This is a genomic window from Pseudomonas subflava (assembly GCF_023823685.1).
Lineage (GTDB): Bacteria > Pseudomonadota > Gammaproteobacteria > Pseudomonadales > Pseudomonadaceae > Aquipseudomonas > Aquipseudomonas subflava.
In genome coordinates this window covers 170,885-194,375 of record NZ_JAMXBF010000007.1, presented here as the reverse complement: position 1 = coordinate 194,375, position 23,491 = coordinate 170,885, and the positions used below count along the sequence as shown (strand labels likewise).

27 protein-coding genes and 1 pseudogene are annotated in these 23,491 nt (G+C 68.1%); 13 read left to right on the top strand and 15 right to left on the bottom strand.

Features of this window, described 5'->3' with window-relative positions:
• The first annotated feature begins 45 nt into the window (after positions 1-45).
• Entirely contained in the window at positions 46-384 is a 339-nt protein-coding gene (locus tag NF616_RS12335; RefSeq protein ID WP_252273575.1) for a multidrug transporter, read from the top strand.
• A 58-nt stretch (positions 385-442) separates the two neighbouring features.
• Here the strand turns inward: NF616_RS12335 and ggt are convergent, their stop codons facing one another.
• The 8 genes from ggt to NF616_RS12295 all read right to left on the bottom strand — a co-directional run bounded on the left by ggt (position 443) and on the right by NF616_RS12295 (position 7,249).
• Positions 443-2,116, bottom strand: a complete 1,674-nt coding sequence (gene ggt, locus NF616_RS12330) for a gamma-glutamyltransferase (RefSeq protein ID WP_252273574.1) — start codon at positions 2,114-2,116, stop codon at positions 443-445.
• 68 nt (positions 2,117-2,184) lie between these two features.
• Positions 2,185-2,436: a YfhL family 4Fe-4S dicluster ferredoxin gene (locus NF616_RS12325; RefSeq protein WP_252273573.1), complete on the bottom strand. Its 252-nt coding sequence runs from the start codon at positions 2,434-2,436 to the stop codon at positions 2,185-2,187.
• A gap of 123 nt (positions 2,437-2,559) precedes the next feature.
• Entirely contained in the window at positions 2,560-3,039 is a 480-nt protein-coding gene (gene coaD, locus NF616_RS12320) for a pantetheine-phosphate adenylyltransferase (RefSeq protein WP_252273572.1), read from the bottom strand.
• A 67-nt stretch (positions 3,040-3,106) separates the two neighbouring features.
• Complete coding sequence (locus NF616_RS12315) at positions 3,107-3,343, bottom strand: hypothetical protein (protein ID WP_252273571.1); 237 nt, start codon at positions 3,341-3,343, stop codon at positions 3,107-3,109.
• Positions 3,343-3,480: a hypothetical protein gene (locus NF616_RS12310; protein ID WP_252273570.1), complete on the bottom strand. Its 138-nt coding sequence runs from the start codon at positions 3,478-3,480 to the stop codon at positions 3,343-3,345. The genes NF616_RS12315 and NF616_RS12310 overlap by 1 nt, the downstream gene beginning before the upstream one ends.
• A gap of 2 nt (positions 3,481-3,482) precedes the next feature.
• Entirely contained in the window at positions 3,483-5,075 is a 1,593-nt protein-coding gene (locus NF616_RS12305) for a GMC family oxidoreductase (protein WP_252273569.1), read from the bottom strand.
• Between the two features lie 189 nt (positions 5,076-5,264).
• Positions 5,265-5,810, bottom strand: coding sequence for a twin-arginine translocation pathway signal protein (locus tag NF616_RS12300; RefSeq protein WP_252273568.1), 546 nt, complete (start codon positions 5,808-5,810; stop codon positions 5,265-5,267).
• A gap of 8 nt (positions 5,811-5,818) precedes the next feature.
• Positions 5,819-7,249 (bottom strand): coniferyl aldehyde dehydrogenase, encoded by a 1,431-nt coding sequence (locus NF616_RS12295; protein WP_252273567.1) that lies wholly within the window; start codon positions 7,247-7,249, stop codon positions 5,819-5,821.
• Between the two features lie 143 nt (positions 7,250-7,392).
• On the opposite strand from NF616_RS12295, the gene NF616_RS12290 reads away from it, so the two are divergent.
• Positions 7,393-8,055 carry a TetR/AcrR family transcriptional regulator gene (locus tag NF616_RS12290; protein ID WP_252273566.1) on the top strand — a complete coding sequence of 221 codons (663 nt, stop codon included), beginning with the start codon at positions 7,393-7,395 and terminating at the stop codon, positions 8,053-8,055.
• On the opposite strand, the gene NF616_RS12285 is transcribed toward NF616_RS12290, so the two are convergent.
• The 5 genes and pseudogenes from NF616_RS12285 to NF616_RS12265 form a co-directional block, all read right to left on the bottom strand.
• Positions 8,052-9,032, bottom strand: coding sequence for a hydrolase (locus tag NF616_RS12285; RefSeq protein WP_252273565.1), 981 nt, complete (start codon positions 9,030-9,032; stop codon positions 8,052-8,054). The two genes, NF616_RS12290 and NF616_RS12285, sit on opposite strands and share 4 nt — an antisense overlap.
• An 82-nt stretch (positions 9,033-9,114) precedes the next feature.
• Entirely contained in the window at positions 9,115-9,351 is a 237-nt protein-coding gene (locus NF616_RS12280) for a hypothetical protein (protein ID WP_252273564.1), read from the bottom strand.
• Positions 9,351-9,950, bottom strand: a complete 600-nt coding sequence (rsmD, locus tag NF616_RS12275) for a 16S rRNA (guanine(966)-N(2))-methyltransferase RsmD (RefSeq protein WP_252273563.1) — start codon at positions 9,948-9,950, stop codon at positions 9,351-9,353. Before rsmD ends, NF616_RS12280 begins: the two co-directional genes overlap by 1 nt.
• A complete protein-coding gene (locus NF616_RS12270) occupies positions 9,950-11,428 on the bottom strand; it encodes a M16 family metallopeptidase (protein WP_252273562.1) in 1,479 nt (492 codons plus the stop codon). The genes rsmD and NF616_RS12270 overlap by 1 nt, the downstream gene beginning before the upstream one ends.
• A pseudogene (locus NF616_RS12265) lies at positions 11,424-12,863 on the bottom strand (M16 family metallopeptidase); the annotation flags it as partial. The gene NF616_RS12270 and the pseudogene NF616_RS12265, both read right to left, overlap by 5 nt.
• Before the next feature lie 54 nt (positions 12,864-12,917).
• Between NF616_RS12265 and ftsY the strand changes: the two are divergent.
• The 6 genes from ftsY to NF616_RS12235 all read left to right on the top strand — a co-directional run bounded on the left by ftsY (position 12,918) and on the right by NF616_RS12235 (position 18,407).
• Positions 12,918-14,321 (top strand): signal recognition particle-docking protein FtsY, encoded by a 1,404-nt coding sequence (gene ftsY, locus NF616_RS12260; protein WP_252273560.1) that lies wholly within the window; start codon positions 12,918-12,920, stop codon positions 14,319-14,321.
• Positions 14,318-14,986: a cell division ATP-binding protein FtsE gene (gene ftsE / locus NF616_RS12255; RefSeq protein ID WP_252273559.1), complete on the top strand. Its 669-nt coding sequence runs from the start codon at positions 14,318-14,320 to the stop codon at positions 14,984-14,986. Before ftsY ends, ftsE begins: the two co-directional genes overlap by 4 nt.
• The gene (gene ftsX / locus NF616_RS12250) at positions 14,986-15,996 is read left to right on the top strand and encodes a permease-like cell division protein FtsX (protein ID WP_252273558.1); all 1,011 of its coding nucleotides are present in this window, start codon (positions 14,986-14,988) and stop codon (positions 15,994-15,996) included. The genes ftsE and ftsX overlap by 1 nt, the downstream gene beginning before the upstream one ends.
• A gap of 114 nt (positions 15,997-16,110) precedes the next feature.
• Positions 16,111-16,965, top strand: coding sequence for an RNA polymerase sigma factor RpoH (gene rpoH / locus NF616_RS12245; protein WP_252273557.1), 855 nt, complete (start codon positions 16,111-16,113; stop codon positions 16,963-16,965).
• Between the two features lie 59 nt (positions 16,966-17,024).
• Positions 17,025-17,627: a hypothetical protein gene (locus NF616_RS12240; RefSeq protein ID WP_252273556.1), complete on the top strand. Its 603-nt coding sequence runs from the start codon at positions 17,025-17,027 to the stop codon at positions 17,625-17,627.
• Between the two features lie 93 nt (positions 17,628-17,720).
• Positions 17,721-18,407, top strand: a complete 687-nt coding sequence (locus NF616_RS12235) for a lysoplasmalogenase (RefSeq protein WP_252273555.1) — start codon at positions 17,721-17,723, stop codon at positions 18,405-18,407.
• On the opposite strand, the gene mtgA is transcribed toward NF616_RS12235, so the two are convergent.
• Complete coding sequence (gene mtgA, locus NF616_RS12230; protein WP_252273554.1) at positions 18,343-19,086, bottom strand: monofunctional biosynthetic peptidoglycan transglycosylase; 744 nt, start codon at positions 19,084-19,086, stop codon at positions 18,343-18,345. The two genes, NF616_RS12235 and mtgA, sit on opposite strands and share 65 nt — an antisense overlap.
• Positions 19,087-19,151: 65 nt before the next feature.
• Between mtgA and NF616_RS12225 the strand changes: the two genes are divergently transcribed.
• The 5 genes from NF616_RS12225 to NF616_RS12205 all read left to right on the top strand — a co-directional run bounded on the left by NF616_RS12225 (position 19,152) and on the right by NF616_RS12205 (position 22,860).
• The gene (locus NF616_RS12225) at positions 19,152-19,529 is read left to right on the top strand and encodes a DUF423 domain-containing protein (RefSeq protein ID WP_252273553.1); all 378 of its coding nucleotides are present in this window, start codon (positions 19,152-19,154) and stop codon (positions 19,527-19,529) included.
• A 92-nt stretch (positions 19,530-19,621) separates the two neighbouring features.
• On the top strand, positions 19,622-19,822 hold the full coding sequence (gene thiS / locus NF616_RS12220) for a sulfur carrier protein ThiS (protein ID WP_252273552.1): 201 nt from the start codon (positions 19,622-19,624) through the stop codon (positions 19,820-19,822).
• Between the two features lie 20 nt (positions 19,823-19,842).
• Positions 19,843-20,634, top strand: coding sequence for a thiazole synthase (locus NF616_RS12215; RefSeq protein ID WP_252273551.1), 792 nt, complete (start codon positions 19,843-19,845; stop codon positions 20,632-20,634).
• Positions 20,635-20,692: 58 nt separating this feature from the next.
• Positions 20,693-21,364, top strand: coding sequence for a tRNA (guanosine(46)-N7)-methyltransferase TrmB (gene trmB / locus NF616_RS12210; protein WP_252273661.1), 672 nt, complete (start codon positions 20,693-20,695; stop codon positions 21,362-21,364).
• A gap of 152 nt (positions 21,365-21,516) precedes the next feature.
• Positions 21,517-22,860 carry a DUF1329 domain-containing protein gene (locus NF616_RS12205; RefSeq protein WP_286675038.1) on the top strand — a complete coding sequence of 448 codons (1,344 nt, stop codon included), beginning with the start codon at positions 21,517-21,519 and terminating at the stop codon, positions 22,858-22,860.
• 55 nt (positions 22,861-22,915) lie between these two features.
• On the opposite strand, the gene NF616_RS12200 is transcribed toward NF616_RS12205, so the two are convergent.
• Entirely contained in the window at positions 22,916-23,374 is a 459-nt protein-coding gene (locus tag NF616_RS12200; RefSeq protein ID WP_252273549.1) for a hypothetical protein, read from the bottom strand.
• Positions 23,375-23,491 lie beyond the last annotated feature (117 nt).

Below are 23,491 nucleotides of genomic sequence, written 5' to 3'. Positions count from 1 at the left end.
TTAGCTGCAACGTTCTGCCATAACGACACAATGAAGGATCGCGCCATGAACCTGTTTCGCACCACCGCCGCTGTCTTGGCTCTGACCACTGGCCTGCTGGCACTGCCGGCGCAGGCGGAAGTGGTTCAACAGAACACCAGCGGCGATCCCATCTATTCCGTGGAAGCTCCCAAGGGCTACGCCATGGCCGGTGACCTGCTGATCGCCCGTCCGCTGCTGATCGCCGGTACCGTGATCGGCGCCGGCCTGTTCCTGATCAGCCTGCCGTTCACCGCCGCCGGCGGCAACGTCAAGGAAGCCGGCAAGGCGCTGGTGGTCGAGCCGGGCGCCGCGGCCTTCGTACGCTGCCTGGGCTGCACCGAGAGCGGCTACAGGAAGGACTGATCCTTCGCCGCGTCATCGAAAGCCGGTTACCTGACCGGCTTTCGCGTTTCTGCGGTCCTCATTTCCACAGCGCAGACCGGCCCACGCCGCGCGGGTCGCTGGCGGCCTCGACTTGGCCACTGTCCTTGCGCCACAGCAGTACCTGCTGGTTGCCGTAGCGCCGCTCCACCCGCTTGAGCTTGTGCCCACGCAGTTCCAGGCCGCTCAACTGGCCGGGGCTGAAGGCGTCGGCCTCGTACTCGACCACGTCGGGCAAATACTGGTGGTGATAGCGCGGCGTAGCCGGCCATTGCGACACCGGCTTACCGTCCAGGTAGTCGAGTATCGCCAGCAGCACCATGCTGGGGATGCGGCTGCCGCCCGGCGTGCCGAAGCTGGCCAGCTCCTTCTCGCTCTCGATGAAGGTCGGGCTCATCGACGACAGCGGCCGCTTGCCCGGGGCGATGGCGTTGGCCTGGCTGCCGGTCAGGCCGTAGGCGTTGCTGCCGCGCGGATCGGCGGCGAAGTCGTCCATCTCGTTGTTCAGCAGTACGCCGGTGTCGGGCACGGTGAAGGCGGCGCCGAACGGCAGGTTGATCGACAGGGTGGCGGCCACCGCGTTGCCCTCGGCGTCCAGCACCGTGAAGTGGGTGGTGTGATCGCCCTCGCGCCAGGCGGGCATCGGCGGCAGGCTGGCGCTGGGTGTTGCGCGCTGCAGCTCGATGCCGCCAGCCAGGCGCTGCAGGTGCTGAGCGTCGAGGAGCTGGGTCAGCGGATTGCGCACCTGGTCCGGGTCGCCCAGCAGGCCGCGGTCGCGGTAGGCACGGCGCAGGCTCTCGATCACATAGTGGCTGCGCTGCACCGCGCCGGCCTGGCGCCAGTTCAGCCGCTCCAGCATCAGCAGGCTCTGGGCCAGCGCCACGCCACCGGCCGAGGGCGGCGGCGCGCTGATCAGCTCGCGTCCATCGGCGAGGTTGACGCGCAGCGGCTGACGCTCGACCACCCGGTAGTCGCGCAGATCGCGCGCGCTCCAAATGCCGCCTGCGGTCTGCACACCGTCGACCAGCAGGCGCGCCGTCTCGCCGTCGTAGAACCCGGCGTGGCCGTCCCTGGCGAGGCGTTCGAGGGTACGCGCCAGCGCCGGCTGGCGCAGCAGGCCGTGCTCGTCGGGAATGCGTCCCTGGTCGAGGAAGATGGCGGCGCTGGTCGGGTCCTGCTCGAGGGCCTTCAGGCGCCATTCGGCGCGCTCGCGGTAGACCCGGTCGATGCCCACGCCGTCGCGGGCCAGGCGGATGGCCGGGGTCAACGAATCGGTGAGAGGCAGCTTGCCGTAGCGCTCGGCCAGGTGCGCCAGCGCTGCCGGCAGGCCGGGAATGGCGGCGGCCAGCGGGCCGTTCAGCGACAGCTCGCGCTGCACCGTGCCGTCGCGCCGGTACAGGTCGGGGCCGGCGGCCAGCGGCGCGCGTTCGCGGGCGTCGACGAAACGGTAGGTCGGCTGGTCGCCGGCCTCACGCAGCAGGAAGAAGCCGCCGCCGCCGAGGCCCGAACCATACGGCTCGGCCACCGCCAGCGCGGCGGCGATGGCCACCGCGGCGTCGAAGGCGTTGCCGCCGTGGGCCAGGGTTTCCAGGCCGGCGACGGTGGCGGCGGGGTGGGCGGTGGCGACGGCGGCCTGCTGCGGTTTGGGCGGCGCGGCCTGGGCGGCGAGTGCGCAGGTCAGCAGCAGGCAGGCGAGAAGCGTCTTGTGGGGCATGGGCTCGATCCGTGCTGGGCAGGCCCATAGCCTAGCGAAGATCGGCACCTCGCGGTGCGGCGGGTGACTCAGGCCTTGCCGGTGATGCGCCGGTACTTGTCCATCAGCTGGTCCTTGCTCTCGACATTGGCGTCGTCGAGCGGGATGCAGTCCACCGGGCAGACCTGCTGGCATTGCGGCTCGTCGTAGTGGCCGACGCATTCGGTGCACAGGTTGGGGTCGATCACATAGATCTCCTCACCCTGGGAGATGGCGCCGTTCGGGCACTCGGGTTCGCAGACGTCGCAGTTGATGCAGTCGTCGGTGATTTTCAGGGACATCGGGGCAACTCCTGCCAGGCCCGGCGGGCTCGGCACTCTCAGGCATTCAATGGGCGAATTGTGCCGGATTGACCGGCATCGCGCCATGCGCGGGCGACGGAGCCACCCGCTCGCGGCCCGAGGCTATCGCTTGAAACGCTCGGCCAGGGCGTCGGCGACGGCCGGATGGACGAACTTGCTGATGTCGCCGCCCAGCGCCGCTATTTCGCGCACCAGGGTCGAGGAGATGAAGGAATACTTCTCTGACGGGGTGAGGAACATGCTCTCCACGTCCGGCGCCAATTGGCGGTTCATGTTGGCCAGCTGGAACTCGTACTCGAAGTCGGACACCGCGCGCAGGCCGCGGAGGAACACGTTGGCGTTCTGCTCCTTGACGAAGTGCGCCAGCAGGGTGGAGAAGCCGACCACCTCGACGTTGGGCAGGTGCCGGGTGACCTCGCGGGCGAGTTCGACGCGTTGTTCCAGGGGGAACAGCGGGTTCTTCTTCGGGCTGGCGGCCACCGCGATGATCACGGTGTCGAACAGGCGCGAGGCGCGTTCGATCAGGTCGCCATGACCCTTGGTGATGGGGTCGAAAGTGCCCGGGTACAACACTCGATTCATCGTCTCGTCCTGCTCGGAGCGGTAAGAGTCGCGGATGGTAGCGCAGCGCTTCCCCGGCGGAAAAGCCTCAGGCTGCGCGCAGATGCAGCGCCGCGGCCGGCAACCGGCAGGCAAGAGCTGCCCAGTCGGCGACCACGACGCGGCCCAGGGCCTCGTTGTAGAAGGGGGCGCTCCAGGTCAGCAGGAGAAAACTGACCACGCTGACCAGGCCGCCGAGCAACGCCACGCCGCGCAGGCCGGGCGTGAAGGCGGCGGCCACCAGCAGCGCGCCGAGCAGGCCGAACAGCACGGCGCGGTGGCGCATCAGGATCTGCAGGTTCGGCTCGTCCAGCGCCAGCCCGTACAAAGCTTGAGCCGTTCGCCACCGAGCACGCCGACCAGCGGCAGCAGGTGAATGATGCCGGCGACCAGCAACAGGACGGCGATCAGCTTGCTGCCCATGGTCAAGCCTGGAGACGCTCGGCCAGCAGCGTCGAGAGCTGGGCGGTGAGGCCGTAGATCGATAGCTGCGGGTTGGCGCCGATGCTGGTGGGGAACAGCGAGCCATCGTGGATCGACAGGTTCTCCAGCTGGTGATGGCGACCGAGGCTGTCGGTGACCGCCATCGTCGCGTCCTCACCCATGGCGCAGCCGCCCATCACGTGGGCGCTGCCCAGGCGGGTCTGGAACAGGCGCAGGTCGAGGCGGTCGATCAGCGCGCGGGCCTCGGCCGGGCTCTTCACGTACTCGGCGGCGGCGTGCAGCGGCAGCACGGCCTTGGCGCCGGCGGCGAACTGGATCTCGGCCATGCTGTGGAAGGCCCGACGCAGGCCGTCCCAGGTGTAGTCGGTCATGCGGTAGTCGAGCACCGGGGTGCCGTCGCCGCGCAGCTCCACCGTGCCCTCGGCGCTGTCCGGATGGAAGCCATCGCGCAGCAGGGCCAGCATTACGTTGGTATGCGGCAGCTGTTCCATGCGCAGGGCGTTGTCGACGCCGAAGCGGCCGAGCAGGGTGGCCGCCAGCGCCGGTTGCAGCGGCGGTACCTCGAGCTTGTAGGACATGCGCCCGGCGACGCCGTCGTCCCACTGGAAGTGGTCGGAGTACACCGATTGCGGCGCGCCGTAGAAGGGGTTGATGACCTGCTCGAACTGCGCGGCGGAGAAGTTCACCAGGTGCAGGAAAGTGCGCTTGCCGACCCGCTGGTGCGGGTCCGGCGCCTGCGAGCGCAGCAGCAGCGCTGGCGAGTTGATGCCGCCGCCGGCCAGCACGTAGTGGCGGGCCTTGACCATGATGCGCCGGCCGTTGGGCGCCACCGCGCGCTCGTCCATGCCCAGGCATTCCAGGCCGGTGACATGGTTGCCGTCGTGCAGCAGGCGTTCGGCGCGTGCCAGGTAGAGCAGGGCGCCGCCCTTGTCGAGCGCCGCCGGAATGGTGGTGACCAGCATCGACTGCTTGGCGTTGACCGGGCAGCCCATGCCGCAATAGCCGAGGTTCCAGCAGCCGCGTACGTTGCGCGGGATGATGTGCCAGGCGTAACCGAGCTTCTCGCAGCCGGCGCTGATCACCGCGTTGTTGGGGTTCGGCGCAATGGCCCAGGGTGCTACGCCCAGGCGCTGTTCCATCTGCTCGAACCAGGGCGCCATCTCGGCGGCGCTGTGGCCCTTAACGCCATGCGCATCGGCCCAGTGGGCCAGGGTCGGCTCCGGGGTGCGGAAGCTGGAGGTCCAGTTGACCAGCGTGGTGCCGCCCACGGCGCGACCCTGCATGATGGTGATGGCGCCGTCCTTGCTCATGCGGCCGATACCTTCTTGATACAGCTGCGGGTAGGCGTCGGCCTCCTGCATCTTGAAGTCGCTGCTGGTCTTCAGCGGGCCTTCCTCGATCAGCAGCACCTTGAAGCCGGCGGCGCTGAGGATTTCCGCCGTGGTACCACCACCGGCGCCGCTGCCGATGATGGCGACGTCGGCCTCCAGCAGCAGGTCTTTTTCCAGGCGCGAGCCGTCGTAGGTGGTCCAGCCACGGGCCAGGCCTTCACGGAAACTATCGGGTACAGGCATGTTCAGGCTCTCATTCTTGTAATTGCGCTCGGAGTCGAGCCGAGCGAGCTAGAGGCAGGCTAGGCGCAAGTGCGCGGGGGCGGAGCAGTGCTCGTTACATCGCCCTCTGGACAGCACTTCGGGCGTTCGGGGCAAGTCACCGTCCGAGCGCGCATGCAGCAACGCTGGCCGCTCAGCCGGCCATCAAGGTCAAAACTGCGGCGGGCCGGGATAGCCGCAATGGGCCCAGGACTGGGGCCGGGCGTACCAGGCCATCTGGATCAGCTGCAGCAGCGAGGCGTGCCCCATGCGTAGCAGGTCCAGCGAACTGTGTTCCCAGCGCACCAGGAACTGGCGGATATCGTCCGCGCTGGCGTTTTCCCAGCTGCCCCAGATGCCGGTCAGCGGGCCGCGGGTTACGGCCATGGCCAGCACGTCGAGCAGCTGCTGGGTCAGCTTGAGCAGCTCCGGCGAGAGGTGATGCAGGTTGCGGTCGATGCCCTGCAGCGTGGCATCCACCGCCGCCTTCAGGGCGTCCGGCTGTACCGCGCCCTCCAGCACCACCGGGATGATCGCGCGCAGGCTCGGCAGGTCGCTGGCGCGCAGCACGGCGTAGTCGGCGGCCGGGCCGCTGGCGGAGCAACCGCTGAGGCTGGCGGTGACCCCGGCGGTGGCCAGGAACGCCCCGCCCAGCAGGCCGACCTTGAGCAGGCCGCGGCGCGACAGCGACGGCGCAGCGTTGGAGATGTCGGTCATGGCTGGCCTCAGCGGATGAACAGCTTCTGGATCAGCTTCTGGATCGCCGTGCCGTACGGCGGGTAGATGAAGCGCGCTGCGTTGAAGCGCTGCTTGATCAGCACGCCCTTGGCCTTGCTGAAGGTGAGGAAGCCCTCGTGGCCGTGGTAGTGACCCATACCGGACGGACCGATGCCGCCGAACGGCATGTCGTCCTGGGCCACGTGCAGCAGGGTGTCGTTGAGGCACACGCCGCCGGAGTGGGTCTCGTGCAGCACGCGCTGCTGCTCACCCTTGTCGTAGCCGAAGTAGTACAGGGCCAGCGGCCGTGGGCGGTCGGAAATGTAGGCGAAGGCATCGTCCAGGCGCTGATAGGGCACGATCGGCAGCAGCGGGCCGAAGATCTCTTCCTGCATCAGCTTCATCTCGTCGCTGACGTTGAGCACCAGGCTGTGAGCCAGACGACGGCCCTGGTCGCCGGGGAACAGCGGGACGATCTGCGCGCCCTTGGCCTCGGCATCGCTGATGTAACCCTTGAGGCGACCGAGCTGGCGCTCGTTGATGATGGCGGTGTAGTCCGGGTTGTTCGCCAGCGTGGGGTAGAAGCGCTGCACGACCTTGCGGTAGGCGGCGACGAACTCCTCGACGCGCTCCTGCGGCACCAGCACGTAGTCCGGCGCCACGCAGGTCTGCCCGGCATTCATGGTCTTGCCGAAGGCGATGCGCTCGGCGGCGTCCTCCAGCGGCACGTCGGCGGAGACGATGGCCGGCGACTTGCCGCCCAGCTCCAGGGTCACCGGCACCAGATTCTCGGCGGCGGCGCGCATCACGTGCTTGCCGATGCTGGTGGCGCCGGTGAACAGCAGGTGGTCGAACGGCAGCTTGGAGAAGGCCATGCCGACCTCGGCCTCGCCCAGCACCACGGCCACCATGTCTTCGGGGAAGACTTTGGCCAGCAGCTCCTTGACCAGCTGCGAGGTGGCCGGAGTCGACTCGCTCATCTTGATCATCACCCGGTTGCCGGCGGCCAGGGCGCCGATCAGCGGGCCGAAGGCCAGGTACAGCGGGTAGTTCCACGGCACGATCACCCCGACCACACCGAGCGGCTGATACACCACGCGCGCCGAGGCCGGCTGGAAGGCCACGCCGACATGGCGACGCGAGGGCTTCATCCATTTGCCCAGGCGCTTGCTGGCGTAGTCGATGCCCTGCAGGCTCGGCATGATCTCAGCCAGCAGGGTCTCGCTCTCGGCGCGGTTGCTGAAGTCGCGGGAGACGGCGTCGAGCAGATTCTGCTTGTTCTCCAGGATCGCCTCGCGCAGTGCCTTGAGCCAGGCGCGGCGCTGGTCGGCCGAGGGCATCGGGTTGGCACGGTAGGCGGCGCGCTGGGCGCCCAGCAACGGCTCCAGGGCGTCTATCTGCTGTTGGTTTTGTTGGAGATAGGCAACGTCGGCGACCATGGTGGCGTCCTCTCGGGATGCGGCAGGATGGGAATGGAATGACTTTTAGAGTAAATGCTCTAAAGTGTCAATCGAGGGCCACGCCGGTCGTCAGATCGGGCGCTTCCCTGTACTTTTGTCTCCTTTGCCGCGTGAGCCGAACCATGGCCCCGAAGAACAAGACCCGCGACCGCATCGTCGAAGCCAGCCTGGAGCTGTTCAACGCCCAGGGCGAGCGCAGTGTCACTACCAACCACATCGCCGCGCACCTGGGCATCTCGCCGGGCAACCTGTACTACCACTTCCGCAACAAGCAGGCGATCATCGCCGAGCTGTTCGCCCAGTACGAAGGCCGCGTCGACACCTTCCTGCGCCCGCCGTCCGGCCGCGCCCTGACGGTGGCCGACAAGACCTTCTACCTGGAGGCGCTGCTGGCGGCCATGTGGCACTACCGCTTCCTGCACCGCGACCTCGAGCACCTGCTGGAAACCGACGCGGAACTGGCCGCGCGCTACCGCGCCTTCGCCAGCCGCTGCATGCAGGCCGCCGGCGATATCTACCGGGGCTTCGCCGCCGCCAACATCCTGGCGATGAACGACCAGCAGATCGAAGCGCTGGTGCTCAACAGCTGGATCATCCTGACGTCCTGGGTACGCTTCCTCTGCACCATCCGCAGCAACCCCGGCGACCTCAGCGAGGAGCTGATGCGCCGCGGCGTGTACCAGATCCTCGCGCTGGAGAGCGGCTACGTCACCGAGGCCGCACGCGAGGCCGTGCAGGCGCTGTTGCAGCGCCTGCACGTGCCGATGGACGCGGTGGTGGGTTAGCGCTCGCCGGCCAGCCAGGCGGGAATGCGCCGCTCCAGGTAAAACTCCGGTCGCCGCGGCGAGCCGCCGACGAAGCCGACATGGCCGCCGCGGGCGTGCAGCTCCAAATGCGTGGTGGGGGAAAGGTCGTCCTGTTGCGGCACGCTGTGAGGAAAGACGAAGGGGTCGTCGCTGGACTGGATGATCAGCGTCGGCGTGGCGATCTTGCCGAGGTAATAGTGGCTGGAGGCGCGCCGGTAGTAGTCGTCCGCATCGGCGTAGCCGTGCAGCGGCGCGGTGAAGCGGCCGTCGAAATCCCAGAAGGTGCGCATGCCCTCCAGCGAGCCCAGCTGCTGCAGTGCCGCCAGGCGCTCGTGGTGGCCCTCGTCGGTGAAGCGCTGCTGCTTGTCGCGCACATAGGCGACCAGCGCGCGCATGAAGTGCGCCTGGTAGACCTTGGAGAAGCCGCGGTCGATGCGCTCGGCGCAGTGGTCCAGGCGAAAGGGCACCGACACCGCGACCGCCGCCTGCAATCCCGAGTCCCGTCCCGATTCGCCCAGGTACTTGAGCAGCACGTTGCCGCCCAGCGAATAGCCGACCGCGTAGAGCGGCGCCAGCGGCCGCTGGGCCTGCAGGTGGCGCACCACGCTGACCACGTCCTCGCTGACCCCGGAGTGATAGCCGCGCGGCAGCAGGTTGGGCTCGCCCGAGCAGCCGCGCCAGTTCAACGCCACGCTGGCCCAGCCGCGCGCCGCCAGCTGCTGCTGCAAGCCGAGCACATAGTGCGAACTGGAAGACCCGGTCAGCCCGTGCAGCACCAGCACCAGCGGCGCCTTCGCCTCGTGCGGGCCATGCCAGTCCAGATCGAGAAAATCGCCATCCTCCAGCCACAGCCGCTCGCGCTGACGCGCAAGCGCAGGCGGGGTGCGGCACAGCGAGCCGAACAGGGTCTGCAGGTGGGGACTGGGGAGCCACCAGGCGGGCTGGAAGTCGTGCATGGAGGTCGGGGTCGTGCCGAAACGCTCAGGCTAGGGCCTGTGCAGGCAAAGAGAAAGCACCATTGGCCGGACGAATGTGTACTCAGCGCCGGCTGCCGAGCCACATACCGCGCACGCTGAAGATCAGGATCAGCACGGCAATCGCCCGCTGCGTCGCCAGGCCCAGGGTCAGGCCTGTCGAGGGTTCCTGGATGCTGCGGGAGAGACTCAGGCCGATCTCCTGCTCGGCGAGGAGCAGGGCCAGTGCCAGCGGGATAAGCAACAGATAGAGCAGGTTGTCGTAGACAAAATCGCGCAGCGGCGAGGGGCGGCGCGCCATCAGCCACGCTGCCACAGCGAGTAATACACCTGGCCGGCCTGCTTTTCCCTGTGCAGGCGCCAGTTGGCCGGCAAGCCCAGGGTCGAGGGGGCGGCCTCGCTCTCGCAGTAGATCCAGGCGCGCGGTGCCAGCCAGCCGCGTTCTTCCAGCAGAGTGCAGGCCGGGGCCAGCAGGTTCTGGTGGAAGGGCGGGTCGAGGAACACCAGGTCGAAGGGCGTTGCCGGCTGGGCTTCGAGGTAGCGCAGGGCGTCCACCTGCTGAACCTGGCCGGCCGGGCATTGCAGGGTGGCCAGATGGCCGCGCAGGGCCGCCACCGATTGCGGGTTGAGGTCCAGGCCCAGGGCGCTGGCGGCGCCGCGTGACAGCGACTCCAGCAGCATGGCGCCGCTGCCGGCGAAGCAGTCGAGCACGTGGGCGCCCTCGACATGCGGCGCCAGCCAGTTGAACAGCGTCTCGCGCACCCGGTCCGGGGTCGGGCGCAGGCCGGGGCCCTCGGGAAAGACGAAGCGTCGCGAGCGCCACTGGCCGGCGATGATGCGCAGCTGGCCGCTGCCGCCGTGGCCGGCCTTGGGGGCGGGTTTGCCGCTGGACTTGCGCATCAGTGCCCCGGTGGGCCGGAGGGTTGCTCGGCCGGCTTGTCGGTGGGCGGTGGGAGCGGCTTCTGCTCGACGGTAGGGCCGGCGGTGACGATCACCAGCTTGTCGGCATTCAGGTGCTTGGCCATGGCGGTCTTCACCTGTTCGACGGTGAGGGCCTGGGCTTCGCTCATGAAGTCGTCGAGATAGGTCAGTGGCAGATCGTAGAAGCCCATGGCGCCGAGCTGGCCGACGATGTCGGCGTTGCTCGCGGTGGTCAGCGGGAAGCTGCCGACCATCTCGCGCTTGGCGTCGTCCAGTTCCTGCTGGGTCGGGCCGCTGGCCAAGTAGTCGCGGAGGATGCCCTGCACCAGTTCGAGGGTGCCTTCGCTCTGATCGGCGCGGGTCTGCAGGTTGATCATGAACGGGCCGCGGGCCTGCATTGGGCTGAAGCCGGAGTAGACGCCGTAGGTCAGGCCGCGCTTCTCGCGCACCTCTTCCATCAGACGGGTGCCGAAGCCGCCGCCGCCGAGGATCTGGTTGCCCAGGGTCAGCGCGACGTGGTCCGGGTCGCGGCGGTCGACGCCGAGCTCGGCCAGCATCAGGTGAGTCTGGTTGGAGGGGAAATCGATGTGGCTGCGGCCGGGATCGGGCTCCTCGGGCTGGGCTACCGGGGGTAGCGCCGGGCCCTTCGGCAGGGCGGCGGACACCTCGGCGGCGAGGGCTTCCGCCTCGGTGCGGGACAGGTCGCCGACCAGGGCGATGACCGCATTGCCGGCGGCATAGGCCTTGGCGTGGAAGGCGCGCAGCTGGTCCGTGGAAATGCCCGGGATCGACTGCTCGGTGCCCTCGCTGGGATGGGCGTAGGGGTGCTTGCCGTACAGCCGCTCGAACAGCTTCAGCCCGGCGAGTTTGCCGGGGTTCTGCTTCTGGTACTCGAAGCCGACCAGCAGCTGGTTCTTGATTCGCGCCAGCGAGTCTTCGGGGAAGGTCGGCTGGCCGATCACCTGCTCGAACAGCTTCAGCGCCGGCACGCGCTGCTCGGCGGCGCTGAGGCTGCGCAGGCTGGCGATGGCCATGTCGCGGTAGGCGCCGTTGCCGAATTCGGCACCGAGGCCCTCGAAGCCTTCGGCGATGGCGGTGACGTCCTTGCCGGCCACGCCTTCGTTGAGCATGGCGTTGGTCAGGGTGGCCAGGCCGGGCACGCCGTCGTCGCGGCTGCTGCCGGCGGCGAAGGTCAGGCGCAGGTCGAACATCGGCAGCTGGCGCGCCTCGACGAACAGCACGCGGGCGCCTTCGGCGGTGCGCCACTGCTGGATGTCCAGAGTGCGCTTGCTCGGCGCCTTGCCCTCGAGCGTGGCGAGCGATTCCAGCTGCTTCGAGGGGGCGGGCGCCTCGGTCGGCGCCTGTGCGGTGCGGGTGGCGATGAATGTCAGCAGGCCGACCAGCAGGATCAGGCCGAGGCCGAGCAGGCCGTAACGCAGGCCGTTGCGCGCGCTCATGGCTGGTCTCCTTCGGGGATGTTCTCGGGCAGGATGTGGGCGACCGACAGGCGCGAGCGGGTGAAGAAGGTCTGCGCGGCCTTCTGGATGTCGGCGGGGGTGACGGCCTCGAGGGCGGCGAGGTCCTGGTCCATCAGGCGCCAGGACAGGCCGACGGTTTCCAGCGAGCCGATGGTGCTGGCCTGGCTGGTGATCGAGTCGCGCTCGTAGACCAGTGCTGCGATCACCTGGGCGCGCACCCGCGCCAGTTCCTCATCACTCGGCGCGCTGTGCTTGAGATCTTCCAGCTGGCGCCACAGGCCGGCCTCCGCCTGTTCCAGGGTCTTGCCCTTCTGCACGTTGGGTGTGGCGGTGAGCAGGAACAGGCTGTCGCCGCGCTTGAACGCGCCGTAGCCCGCCGAGGCGCCGGACACCAGCTCCTCGCCGCGCTCCAGGCGCGACGGCAGGCGGGCGCTGTAGCCGCCGTCGAGCAGCGCCGCGATCAGGCGCAGGGCATGCACTTGGCGGGCGTCGGCGCTGGTGGCCAGGCCGGGCACGTTGAAGCCCATCAGCAGGCTCGGCAGCTGGGTCTTCACGTGCAGGGTAAGGCGGCGCTCGCCGGGTTCGGCCAGTTCGCGGGGAATCTTCGCCGGCGGCACGTCGCGGCGTGGGATCGGACCGAAATATTTCTCGGCCAGGCCGCGCACCTCGTCCTGGGTGACGTCGCCGACCACCACCAGGGTGGCGTTGTTCGGCGCGTACCAGGCCTCGTACCAGTGGCGCAGCTCATCGATGGTCATGCGCTCGAGGTCGGCCATCCAGCCGATGGTCGGGGTGTGGTAGCCGCTGGCGGGATAGGCCATGGCCTCGAAGCGCTCGTAGGCCAGCGCCGAGGGCTTGTCGTCGGTGCGCAGGCGGCGTTCTTCCTTGATCACCTCGATCTCGCGGGCGAACTCGTCGGCCGGCAGCTTGAGGCTGGCCAGGCGGTCGGCCTCCAGCTCGAAGGCCACGGCCAGGCGGTCGCGCGACAACACCTGGTAATAGGCGGTGTAGTCGTCGCTGGTGAAGGCGTTCTCCTCGGCGCCGAGCTCGCGCAGGATGCGCGAGGCCTCGCCAGGGCCGAGTTTGCGGCTGCCCTTGAACATCATGTGTTCGAGGGCGTGAGACAAACCGGTCTGGCCGGGCGTCTCGTAGCTGGAGCCGACCTTGTACCAGAGCTGGGAGACCACCACGGGGGCGCGATGATCCTCGCGGACGATGACCTTGAGGCCGTTGTCCAGCTGGAATTCGTGGGTGGGTTGGGGAGCTGCGGCCAGGGCCGTCAGGGGGAGAACGAATGTAGCGAAGAGCAGGCCGGCACAGCGGCGGGCGAGACGTGTCATAGGGGAACCTGAGCCTTTCGGACGGCCCGGGCGGTCGTACCGCCGGCGGGCGAAGAGGTGCTAGGATACCGCATCCTTTTCCGGGGCGGCGCGGCGATCCGTGCGGCTCCCCTGAGATCAAGCGACCCATGTTTGGTTCCCAAGACGACAAGCCATCACCGGAGCAGTCCGGCGAGAAGAAATCCCTGTTCGGCTGGTTGCGCAAGAAGCCGCAGGACGCTCAGCCGACACCTGATCAACCTCACTCCGAATCGGCCGCCGCAGCGCCCGAGCCGGTAGCGACCGAGCCCGCTCCGGCGGAAGAATCCGTCGCCACCCAGGCCACGGCCGAGGCACCCGCCGTACCTGTCCCGAGCGAGCCTGCGCCCGCCGAAACCGTGCCGGTGGTGCAGCCGCCGATCGAGCACCTGCCGGTGGTCGAGGCCCAGCCGCTGGTGGAAGAATCCAGGCAGCCCTTCTCGCGTTTCCGCATCAATGCCGGCAGCGAAGTCACCCACCCGACGCATGAGCAGCCGACTCCCGCCGAGGCCCAGCCCGAGCCGCAGCCCGTGGTCGAGAGCGCGCCGGTACAGGTCGAGCAGAGCAAGCCCGGCGACAACCAGGGCGGCTGGTTCGCCCGTCTCAAGCAGAGCCTGTCGAAGACCAGCGCCAGCCTGGGCGAGGGCATGGCCAGCCTGTTCCTTGGCAAGAAGGCCATCGACGACGACCTGCTCGACGAGCTGGAAACCCGTCTGCTGATGGCCGACGTCGGCGTCGAGGCCACCAGCGCGATCATTGGCAGCCTGACCAAGCGCGTGGCGCGCAAGGAACTGGCCGACAGCGGCGCGCTGTACAAGGCGCTGCAGGAGGAACTGGGTGACCTGCTCAAGCCGGTCGAGCAGCCGTTGGTGGTCGAGGCGGGCAAACAGCCCTACGTGATTCTGGTGGTCGGCGTGAATGGCGTCGGCAAGACCACCACCATCGGCAAGCTGGCCAAGAAGCTGCAGGGCGAGGGCAAGAAGGTCATGCTCGCCGCCGGCGACACCTTCCGCGCCGCCGCCGTCGAGCAGCTGCAGGTGTGGGGCGAACGCAACAACATCGCGGTGATCGCCCAGCACACCGGCGCCGACTCTGCCTCGGTGATCTTCGACGCGGTACAGGCCGCCAAGGCCCGCGGTGTGGATGTGCTGATCGCCGACACGGCCGGTCGCCTGCACACCAAGGACAACCTGATGGAGGAGCTGAAGAAGGTCCGTCGGGTCATCGGCAAGCTGGACGAGACCGCGCCGCACGAAGTGCTGCTGGTGCTGGACGCCGGCACCGGGCAGAACGCGATCAACCAGACCAAGCAGTTCAACCAGGCCGTGACCCTCACCGGCCTGGCCCTGACCAAGCTGGACGGCACCGCCAAGGGCGGGGTGATCTTCGCCCTGGCCAAGCAGTTCGGCCTGCCGATCCGCTACATCGGCGTCGGTGAAGGCATCGACGATCTGCGCACCTTCGTCGCCGACGACTTCGTCCAGGCGCTCTTTGCACAGAAGGAACAGGGATGATTCGATTCGAGCAGGTCGGCAAGCGGTATCCCAACGGCCATGTCGGGTTGCACGAACTGAGTTTTGGCGTGCGCCGCGGCGAGTTCCTCTTCGTCACCGGCCATTCCGGCGCCGGCAAGTCCACCCTGCTGCGCCTGCTGCTGGCGATGGAAAGGCCCACCAGCGGCAAGCTGCTGCTGGCCGGCCAGGATCTGTCGCAGATCACCACCGCGCAGATTCCCTTTCTGCGTCGACAGATCGGCGTGGTGTTCCAGAATCACCAGCTGCTGTTCGACCGCTCGGTGTTCGACAACGTCGCCCTGCCGCTGCAGATCCTCGGCCTGTCCAAGCCGGACATCGCCAAGCGGGTCGGCGCGGCGCTGGAGCGTGTGTCGCTGTCGGACAAGGCCGAGCAGTTCCCGGCCGACCTCTCCACCGGTCAGCAGCAGCGTGTCGGCATCGCCCGCGCCGTGGTGCATCGCCCGGCCCTGCTGCTGGCGGACGAGCCCACCGGTAACCTCGACCCGCGCCTGGCCGCCGAGATCATGGGCGTGTTCGAGGACATCAACCGCCTCGGCACCACGGTGCTGATCGCCAGCCACGACCTGGCGCTGATCGCCCGCATGCGCCACCGCATGCTGACCCTGCAGCGCGGCCGACTGATCGGCGACGGGGAGGCCAGCTGATGAGCGAGAAGCAACGCAACATCAAGGCCGCCGAACGCGTCGGCGCCGTGCAGAGCAAAACCGACAAGCCGATCAAGCAGGGCCCGGACTTCTCCGCCCTGTTCGCCGCCTGGGTCGAGAGCCACCGTGCCAGCCTGGTCGACAGTCTCGCCCGGCTGATCGGCCAGCCGATCGGCAGCTTCTTCACCTGCCTGGTGATGGCCGTGGCGCTGTCGCTGCCCATGGGTCTGGCGCTATTGCTGGACAACGTCGAGCGTCTCGGCGGCTCCTGGCAGAAAGCCGCGCAGATTTCCCTGTACCTGAAGGTGGAGGCCGGCGACGACGCGGGTCTGCAACTGCGCGACGAGATCGCCGCTATGGCCGACGTGGCCGAGGCCGAATTCATCGGCCGCGAGGCCGGCCTGGCCGAGTTCGAGCAGCAGTCCGGCCTCGGTCAGGCGCTGCGCGAGCTGCCGGACAACCCGCTGCCCGCGGTGGTGGTGGTGACGCCCAAGGAAATCGACAAGCCGCGCCTGGAGGCCCTGCGCCAGCGTCTGTCCGAGCTGCCTGCCGTCGACCAGGCGCAGCTCGACCTGCAGTGGGTGGAGCGGCTGACCGCCATTCTCGGCCTGGGCGACCGCTTCGTCTTCGGCCTGACCCTGCTGCTGGTGATGGCGCTGCTGCTGGTGATCGGCAACACCATTCGCCTGCACATCGAGAATCGCCGCAGCGAGATAGAGGTGATCAAGCTGGTCGGCGGTACCGACGGCTACGTGCGTCGTCCCTTCCTCTATATGGGCGCGCTCTACGGTCTCGGCGCCGGCCTGCTCGCCTGGGCCTTGTTGGCCTTCGGTCTGGACTGGTTGAACGATGCGGTGGTGCGCCTGGCCGGTCTCTACGGCAGCGATTTCGCTCTGGCGGGCGTACCCGCCGGCGATGGATTCTCGCTGCTGTTGGGCGCGGTATTCCTCGGTTATATTGGCGCCTGGCTGGCCGTCGCCCGTCACCTGAGCGAGCTCGCGCCACGCTAGCAATGCGTTGATTCTGATCAATTTATGAGCAACTGTAAGGGAACTTTTCCACAGGTTCCCGGCTCAGAAGGGGCAGTGCTAGACTGCACCGCTCTGTAATACCGGAGGTTTTTGATGACCACTTCCCTGCAACCTGTCCATGCCCTAGTCCCAGGCGCCAACCTGGAGGCTTACGTGCATGCGGTGAACAGCATCCCGCTGCTTTCCGTCGAGCAGGAGCGCGAGCTGGCCGAGAGTCTCTACTACCAGCAGGACCTCGAGGCCGCGCGCCAGATGGTGCTGGCCCACCTGCGTTTCGTGGTGCACATCGCCCGTAGCTACGCCGGCTACGGCCTGGCCCAGGCCGACCTGATCCAGGAAGGCAATGTCGGCCTGATGAAGGCAGTCAAGCGCTTCAACCCGGAGATGGGTGTGCGCCTGGTGTCCTTCGCCGTGCACTGGATCAAGGCCGAGATTCACGAGTTCATTCTGCGCAACTGGCGCATCGTCAAGGTCGCCACCACCAAGGCCCAGCGCAAACTGTTCTTCAACCTGCGCAGCCAGAAGAAGCGTCTGGCCTGGCTGAGCAACGACGAAGTGCATGCGGTGGCGGAGAGCCTGGGCGTGGAGCCGCGCGAAGTGCGCGAGATGGAGAGCCGGCTGTCCGGCCAGGACATGGCCTTCGACCCGGCCGCGGAGGACGACGACGAAAGCGCGTTCAAGTCGCCGGCCAACTACCTGGAAGACCATCGCTACGATCCGGCCATGCAGCTCGAGGATGCCGACTGGAGCGACAGCTCCAACGCCAGCCTGCACGAGGCGCTGGAGAGCCTGGACGAGCGCAGCCGCGACATCCTTCACCAGCGCTGGCTGGCCGAGGAGAAGGCGACCCTGCACGACCTGGCCGCCAAGTACAACGTCTCCGCCGAGCGCATTCGCCAGCTGGAGAAGAACGCCATGAACAAGCTGAAAGGCTCGATCCAGGCGTAAGCGTCAGCCACCCGAGAAGCCGCACCCAGGTGCGGCTTTTTTCTGTCCGGAGGATCGCCGTGACTCGTCGTCCACCCGCCCTGCTGTTCACCATCGTGGCCGTGGCCAGTTGCCTGCTGGGTTACTGGCTGCTGACACCCCGCGAGAAGGAGGCCGCGCCGATACCCTGGCTCGGCGCCTGGCAGGTTGAGGTGCTGCAGCCGCTGGCCGAGGAACGGCTGAACCTGGGGCAGCTCGCCGCGCGATTGCCGACGGCCGAGCTGTGGTTGCAGCCGCGTCTGGATGGCCCGCGCCTGTTACTGCGGGACCAGCCCTCCCTGGGCGAAGGTACCTGGCAGCTGGAGGCCGAGCTGGCGCTCAGCGAGTCGCAGCGCGACAGCCTGGCGCGCGCCAGCGGCGCCAAGCCCGGCGGTGCGGAGCAGCCGCAATCGAAGGCCATGCTCGAGCAACTGGCCGAGCGTCCGATTGCCGTGCTCAACCTGCGCCCGCGCCAGGCCACGGCCGCCGCCGGTCTCAGCGCCAGCCTCGGCGAGCCGCGGTTGCGCCTGCAGATACCCAAGGGCGAGGCCTGGGTCTATCCGCAACTGGGGCTCACCGTTCACCTGCAGGACGGGAATCTGCAGCTGCTGCGCGTGGTGCCGCGGCGGCTGCTCAACGAGTGACGCCCACGGCCGGCGGCGCTGGCGCGCCCGGCGTGGCGTAACGGAGCGATTGGCCGGCAGGATCGGACATCCGTCTCGACCGGGAGTCGCCCCATGTCCGCCCCGCAACGCCGCTGCTACCTGCTCGCCCTGGGCCTCGGCCTGCTCTACCTGGCGCTGCTGCCGCTCAAGCCCTATCCGCTGGGCTGGCTGCTCAAGCCGCTGCCCATGCTGCTGTTCGCCCTGCTGGTCTGGCGCGCCTTTCCCGCTGCGACGGGGCGCTGGCTGGCGCTGGGATTTGCCGCGGCGGCCGCGGGCGACTTCTTTCTCGACTTCGGCGATCGCGACGGCCTGTTCATGCAGGCGCTGCTCGCGTTCCTGGTCAATCAGATCGCCTTTGCCGTGGCCTTCTTCAGGCTCGGCCGCGGTCGGCCCTGGCTGAACTGGCGTGCACTGCCGGTGGCGATTTACACCGTGGCGATGGCCACTTGGATGCTGCCGGCCGCAGGCGCGCTGCAGGTGCCGGTGGCGGTTTATCTCAGCTGTCTGCTGAGCATGGTGCTGCTCGCCGGGCGCCTGGAGACGAGCCCCGGGCCGCTGTGGCTGGGCGCCGTGCTGTTCATGCTGGCGGACTCGCTGATCGGCGTGAACAAGTTCGTCCAGCCCTTTCCCCATGCGGTGCCGGTGATCGTCAGCTGCTACTTCACCGGCCAGGCGCTGATCGCCTGGGGCCTGCTTAGGGTTTCGACAGCCACTCCGGCCACCACTGGGCCAGCGGCTGCGGCGTCGACAGCTGGTTGAGGTAGTGGCTGCCGCCGAGCTGATAGCTCTGCCGGCGGATCCAGTTGGCCCGGCGCTGCACATGTGGGCCCGGGCGGCTGGCGCTCCAGGCGCGCGGGTTGGGCAGCACGGCGGCGAGCAGGCAGGCCTGCTGGCGCGACAGGTACGGCGTGCCGACATTGAAGTGGTGGCGCGCGGCCGCCTCGGCGCCGAACACGCCGTCGCTCCATTCGACGCTGTTGAGGTAGACCTCGAGGATGCGCTGCTTCGACCAGAACAGCTCGATCAGCCCGGTGAACCAGGCCTCGAGCGCCTTGCGCGGCCAACTGCGGCCGGACCAGAGGAACAGGTTCTTGGCCACCTGCTGGCTGATGGTGCTGGCGCCGCGCAGGCTGCCGCCCTCGGCGTTGTGCTCCAGGGCCTGGCGGATGGCGGCGACGTCGAAGCCCCAATGCTCGGCGAACTTCTGATCCTCGGCGGCGATCACCGCGATCTTCAGGTCGTCGGGCAGTTCGCTCCAGGGGCGCCAGGTTCTCTGCAGGTCGATCGGCTCGTCATCGATCCAGGACTGCACCTTGCGCTCGATCATCAGCGCTGTGCCGGGTGGATCGATCCAGCGCAAGGCGAATACCAGCAGGGCGCTGACGGCGACGAACCAGAGCAGCAATTTGGTCAGGCGACGGAGCAGGTTGCGCAGCATGGCTTGGCCCGGTCTGAGGGAGCGGCCATTATAGCGGCCGCATCGAATCTGTCGGGGAACCCATCATGTTACGAGTCTTTCTGCTGCTGGCGGCCCTGGCCGGCTTCTCCGGCGTGGCGCTGGGCGCCTTCGCCTCCCACGGTCTCAAGGGGCAGCTGAGCGCGGAATACCTGGCGGTGTTCCAGACCGGCGTGCACTACCAGCTGGTGCATGCCCTGGCCCTGTTTGGCGTGGCGCTGCTCGCCGAACGCCTGCCGGGGCGCCTGCTCAGGGCGGCCGGCACGCTGTTCGCGGTCGGCATTCTGCTGTTCTCCGGCAGCCTCTATGCGCTGACCCTGAGCGGCCTGGGCAAGCTGGGCATGATCACGCCGCTGGGGGGCGTGTGCTTCCTCGCCGGCTGGCTGTGCCTGGGCCTGGCGGCGCTGCGCTCCGGGCGCGCCTGAATCGTCGCGGAACGGTATCGGACGCGCGTGCCTTGGTCGATCCGGTCGATCGGGCTAGAATGCCGACCCTTTCATGATCTGACCGCCCAGCCATGCACATCCAGTTGAACGGCCAACCCTTCGAGCTGCCGGACGGCGCCACGGTCGCCGACCTGCTGGTGCGCCTCGATGCCGCCGGCAAGCGGGTGGCGGTCGAGCTCAATCTGGACATCGTCCCGCGCAGTCAGCACGGCGCCACCGTGCTGCACGAAGGCGACCGGCTGGAAGTCGTTCACGCCATCGGCGGCGGCTAGATCGACCTCGAGGAGTAGCCATGAGCACGATCACCGACAAGCCCTTCACCCTGGCCGGCCGCACCTATGAGTCGCGCCTGCTGGTCGGCACCGGCAAGTACAAGGACCTCGAGGAAACCCGTCTGGCCATCGAGGCCAGCGGCGCGGAGATCGTCACGGTCGCCGTGCGCCGGACCAACATCGGGCAGAACCCGGGCGAGCCCAATCTGCTGGATGTGATCTCGCCGGACAAGTACACCATCCTGCCCAACACCGCCGGCTGCTACGACGCCGCCGAAGCGGTGCGCACCTGCCGCCTGGCCCGTGAGCTGCTCGACGGCCACAAGCTGGTCAAGCTGGAAGTGCTGGCCGACCAGAAGACCCTGTTCCCCAACGTGATCGAGACCCTCAAGGCCGCCGAAGTGCTGGTCAAGGAAGGTTTCGACGTGATGGTGTACACCAGCGACGACCCGATCATCGCCCGCCAGCTGGCCGAGATGGGCTGCATCGCGGTGATGCCGCTGGCCGGCCTGATCGGTACCGGGCTGGGCATCTGCAACCCCTACAACCTGCGCATCATCCTCGAAGAAGCCACCGTGCCGGTGCTGGTCGATGCCGGCGTGGGCACCGCCTCCGACGCCACCATCGCCATGGAGCTGGGCTGCGAGGCGGTGCTGATGAACAGCGCCATCGCCCACGCCCAGGACCCGATCCTGATGGGTGCGGCGATGAAGCACGCGATCATCGCTGGGCGCATGGCCTACCTGGCCGGGCGCATGCCGAAGAAACTCTATGCGAGCGCATCGTCGCCGCTGGACGGCCTGATCAAGTAAGAGACCTTTCATGAGCGACGACATTCAGCAGGCCGGCGAAGGCGCGGCCGAGCGGCCCCTGCGCACCATCAAGAGCTTCGTCATGCGCGCCGGGCGCATGACCGAGGGCCAGCAGCGCGGCCTGGATCAGGGCTGGCCAAAGTTCGGCCTGGAGCTGGCCGACGGCCCGCGCGACTTCGACCAGGTGTTTGGCCGCAGCGCGCCACGCACCTTCGAGATCGGCTTCGGCATGGGCCATGCCACCCTGGAGATGGCCGCGGCCGCGCCGGAGCAGGACTTCATCGGCGTGGAAGTACACCGCCCCGGCGTCGGCGCCCTGCTCAACGGCATGCTCACGCAGAACCTGTCGAACATCCGCGTGTACAGCTGCGACGCCCTGGAAGTGCTGCGCGACTGCGTGGCCGACGCCAGCCTCGACCGCGTCCTGCTGTTCTTCCCCGACCCCTGGCACAAGGCCCGCCACCACAAGCGGCGCATCGTTCAGGCGGCCTTCGCCGAGCTGGTGCGGCGCAAGCTCAAGGTCGGCGGCGTGCTGCACATGGCCACCGATTGGCAGGCATACGCGGAACATATGTTGGAAGTCATGTCGCTGGCACCGGGCTACCATAACCTGGCTGGAGACGCCGGCTACGTGGAGCGCCCGAGCGAGCGCCCGGTCACCAAGTTCGAGAAGCGCGGCGAGCGCCTCGGCCACGGCGTCTGGGACCTCAAGTTCCAGCGCTACGAGTAAGCATTCAGTGTCCCGCCGGATGCGGGATCGATAAACCGGGACCACCCGGTGCCAGGATGGCCACCTCACCCAATGGCAATCTGCAAGCGCGACCTACACTGGTCGTAGATAAGAGCAGCGACGCGCTATCGCGTCGCGAGGAGAACGCTGTGCTGAGAACTATTGCAGTCCTGTCGCTGGCCGCCGCTGTCAGCCTGCCCGCGCACGCCCGCGTGGATGCGGCCCAGGCCGCCCGCCTCGGAGAAGATCTGATGCCGCTGGGCGGGGAGCGCGCCGGCAACGCCGCCGGCACCATTCCGCCCTGGGAGGGAGGCGTGGCCACGCCGCCGGCCAACTATCAGCCGGGCATGCACCATCCAGACCCCTTCGCCGCCGATGCCGAGCTGTATCGCGTCGACAAGGGCAACATGGGCCAATACAAGGCCCTGCTGACTCCGGCCTACCAGAAGCTGCTGGAACAGAACCCGGACTATTTCCTGCGCGTGCTTCCCACTCGCCGCAGCGCCGCCTCGCCGCAGCGCATCTACGACGCCACCCGCTACAACGCCACCAACGCCAGCCTGATCGCCGGCGGCAATGGCATCGAGGGCACCGCGGCCGGCATTCCCTTCCCGATTCCGCAGAACGGTCAGGAAGCGATCTGGAACCACATCACCCGCTACCGTGGCGAGCAGACCCGCATGGTCACCAACCATGCCGCCGTGCTCGAGGGCGGCGACTACGTGCTGGTCAAGCGCGAGCGCGACATCCTGTTCCTCTACGGCCGCGAGGGTATGACCCCGGCGGACCTGGACAACACCCTGTTCTTCTACAAGTACGTGGTGACCGCGCCGAGCAAGCTGGCCGGTTCCGCCCTGGTGGTGCAGGAGACCCTCGACCAGGTGCTGGCGATCCGCAAGGCTTGGCGCTTCAATCGCGGCGAGCGTCGCGTGCGTCGTCTGCCGATGCTGGCTTATGACGCCATGCAGCCGGACACCAACGGCATGGCCACCGCCGACGTGGTGGACGCCTACAACGGCGCGCCGGATCGCTACGAGTGGACGCTGGTCGGCAAGCAGGAAATGCTGGTGCCGTACAACAGCTACGCGGTGCACCAGAAAGGCATTCCCTACGACAAGATCCTGCAGGCGAAGCACGTCAACCCCGAGCTGCTGCGCCACGAGCTGCACCGCGTGTGGGTCGTCGACGCCAAGCTGCGCAAGGGCCACAGCCATCCGTACGCCGAGCGCCGCTTCTATCTGGACGAGGACAGCTGGCAGATCCTCGCCGTCGACCTCTACGACAAGAACGGCGAACTGGTGGGCCTGCAGGAGGCGCACCCGATCAGCTACTACGACGTGCCGATGTTCCTCAGCACCCTGGAGACCATCTACGACTTCAAGGGCAGCCGCTACTTCGTCGACGGCCTCGACAACAACGAGCCGATGTACGACTTCAACGTGCAGCTGAAAAAGAGCGACTTCACCGCCGCGGCCCTGCGCCGCGAAGGCATCTGACGCCGCACGGCTTCAGTTCTATAAACAAGGCCCGCTTCGTGCGGGCCTTGTCGTTTTACCGGTGCTTCTTGTGCCACTTGTGCTTCTTGTGGCCGAGGGCCTTGCCGGGGTGCCCGTCATGGTGGTGGCCATCGCGGTAGCGGCGCCCGTCGTGATCGTCGTCATCACCGCCGGAGGCATTGCCCAGCGCGCCCCCGGCACCGCCGCCGGCGGCCGCGCCGATCACGCCGCCGGTGCTGCCACCGACCCGGCTGCCGATCACCTGGCCGCCGGCGGCGCCGATGCCACCGCCAATGGCGGCTTCTGCGCGGGCGTCTCTGTCGGCCCCGACGGCACTGCCGGCAGCCCCGCCAACGCCGGCGCCGATGGTGGCGCCGGTGCTGCCGCCGACGTGCTCACCGACCACCGTGCCCAGCGCGCCGCCTAAGGCGCCGCCGATGCCGGCCTCGGTGTTACCGGCCAGGGCGCTGCCGCTGGCCAAACCGAGCGTGAGCAGGAACAAGGAAAACTTCATGGATCGCAGGCCTCGTTGGATGGATGGCAGCACATGCTGCCAGCGCCGTCTCGCCGGACAAGCACCGCATCGCCGGGCTGCGAGGACAATCACGACCTGCGCAAAAAGTGGCGCAGC

Bases quoted from the DNA above. Each gene is read 5' to 3' on its own strand.
- NF616_RS12335 (WP_252273575.1), top strand. From the start codon at position 46: ATGAACCTGTTTCGCACCACCGCCGCTGTCTTGGCTCTGACCACTGGC.
- ggt (WP_252273574.1), bottom strand. From the start codon at position 2,116: ATGCCCCACAAGACGCTTCTCGCCTGCCTGCTGCTGACCTGCGCACTC.
- NF616_RS12325 (WP_252273573.1), bottom strand. From the start codon at position 2,436: ATGTCCCTGAAAATCACCGACGACTGCATCAACTGCGACGTCTGCGAA.
- coaD (WP_252273572.1), bottom strand. From the start codon at position 3,039: ATGAATCGAGTGTTGTACCCGGGCACTTTCGACCCCATCACCAAGGGT.
- NF616_RS12315 (WP_252273571.1), bottom strand. From the start codon at position 3,343: ATGCGCCACCGCGCCGTGCTGTTCGGCCTGCTCGGCGCGCTGCTGGTG.
- NF616_RS12310 (WP_252273570.1), bottom strand. From the start codon at position 3,480: ATGGGCAGCAAGCTGATCGCCGTCCTGTTGCTGGTCGCCGGCATCATT.
- NF616_RS12305 (WP_252273569.1), bottom strand. From the start codon at position 5,075: ATGCCTGTACCCGATAGTTTCCGTGAAGGCCTGGCCCGTGGCTGGACC.
- NF616_RS12300 (WP_252273568.1), bottom strand. From the start codon at position 5,810: ATGACCGACATCTCCAACGCTGCGCCGTCGCTGTCGCGCCGCGGCCTG.
- NF616_RS12295 (WP_252273567.1), bottom strand. From the start codon at position 7,249: ATGGTCGCCGACGTTGCCTATCTCCAACAAAACCAACAGCAGATAGAC.
- NF616_RS12290 (WP_252273566.1), top strand. From the start codon at position 7,393: ATGGCCCCGAAGAACAAGACCCGCGACCGCATCGTCGAAGCCAGCCTG.
- NF616_RS12285 (WP_252273565.1), bottom strand. From the start codon at position 9,032: ATGCACGACTTCCAGCCCGCCTGGTGGCTCCCCAGTCCCCACCTGCAG.
- NF616_RS12280 (WP_252273564.1), bottom strand. From the start codon at position 9,351: ATGGCGCGCCGCCCCTCGCCGCTGCGCGATTTTGTCTACGACAACCTG.
- rsmD (WP_252273563.1), bottom strand. From the start codon at position 9,950: ATGCGCAAGTCCAGCGGCAAACCCGCCCCCAAGGCCGGCCACGGCGGC.
- NF616_RS12270 (WP_252273562.1), bottom strand. From the start codon at position 11,428: ATGAGCGCGCGCAACGGCCTGCGTTACGGCCTGCTCGGCCTCGGCCTG.
- ftsY (WP_252273560.1), top strand. From the start codon at position 12,918: ATGTTTGGTTCCCAAGACGACAAGCCATCACCGGAGCAGTCCGGCGAG.
- ftsE (WP_252273559.1), top strand. From the start codon at position 14,318: ATGATTCGATTCGAGCAGGTCGGCAAGCGGTATCCCAACGGCCATGTC.
- ftsX (WP_252273558.1), top strand. From the start codon at position 14,986: ATGAGCGAGAAGCAACGCAACATCAAGGCCGCCGAACGCGTCGGCGCC.
- rpoH (WP_252273557.1), top strand. From the start codon at position 16,111: ATGACCACTTCCCTGCAACCTGTCCATGCCCTAGTCCCAGGCGCCAAC.
- NF616_RS12235 (WP_252273555.1), top strand. From the start codon at position 17,721: ATGTCCGCCCCGCAACGCCGCTGCTACCTGCTCGCCCTGGGCCTCGGC.
- mtgA (WP_252273554.1), bottom strand. From the start codon at position 19,086: ATGCTGCGCAACCTGCTCCGTCGCCTGACCAAATTGCTGCTCTGGTTC.
- NF616_RS12225 (WP_252273553.1), top strand. From the start codon at position 19,152: ATGTTACGAGTCTTTCTGCTGCTGGCGGCCCTGGCCGGCTTCTCCGGC.
- thiS (WP_252273552.1), top strand. From the start codon at position 19,622: ATGCACATCCAGTTGAACGGCCAACCCTTCGAGCTGCCGGACGGCGCC.
- NF616_RS12215 (WP_252273551.1), top strand. From the start codon at position 19,843: ATGAGCACGATCACCGACAAGCCCTTCACCCTGGCCGGCCGCACCTAT.
- NF616_RS12200 (WP_252273549.1), bottom strand. From the start codon at position 23,374: ATGAAGTTTTCCTTGTTCCTGCTCACGCTCGGTTTGGCCAGCGGCAGC.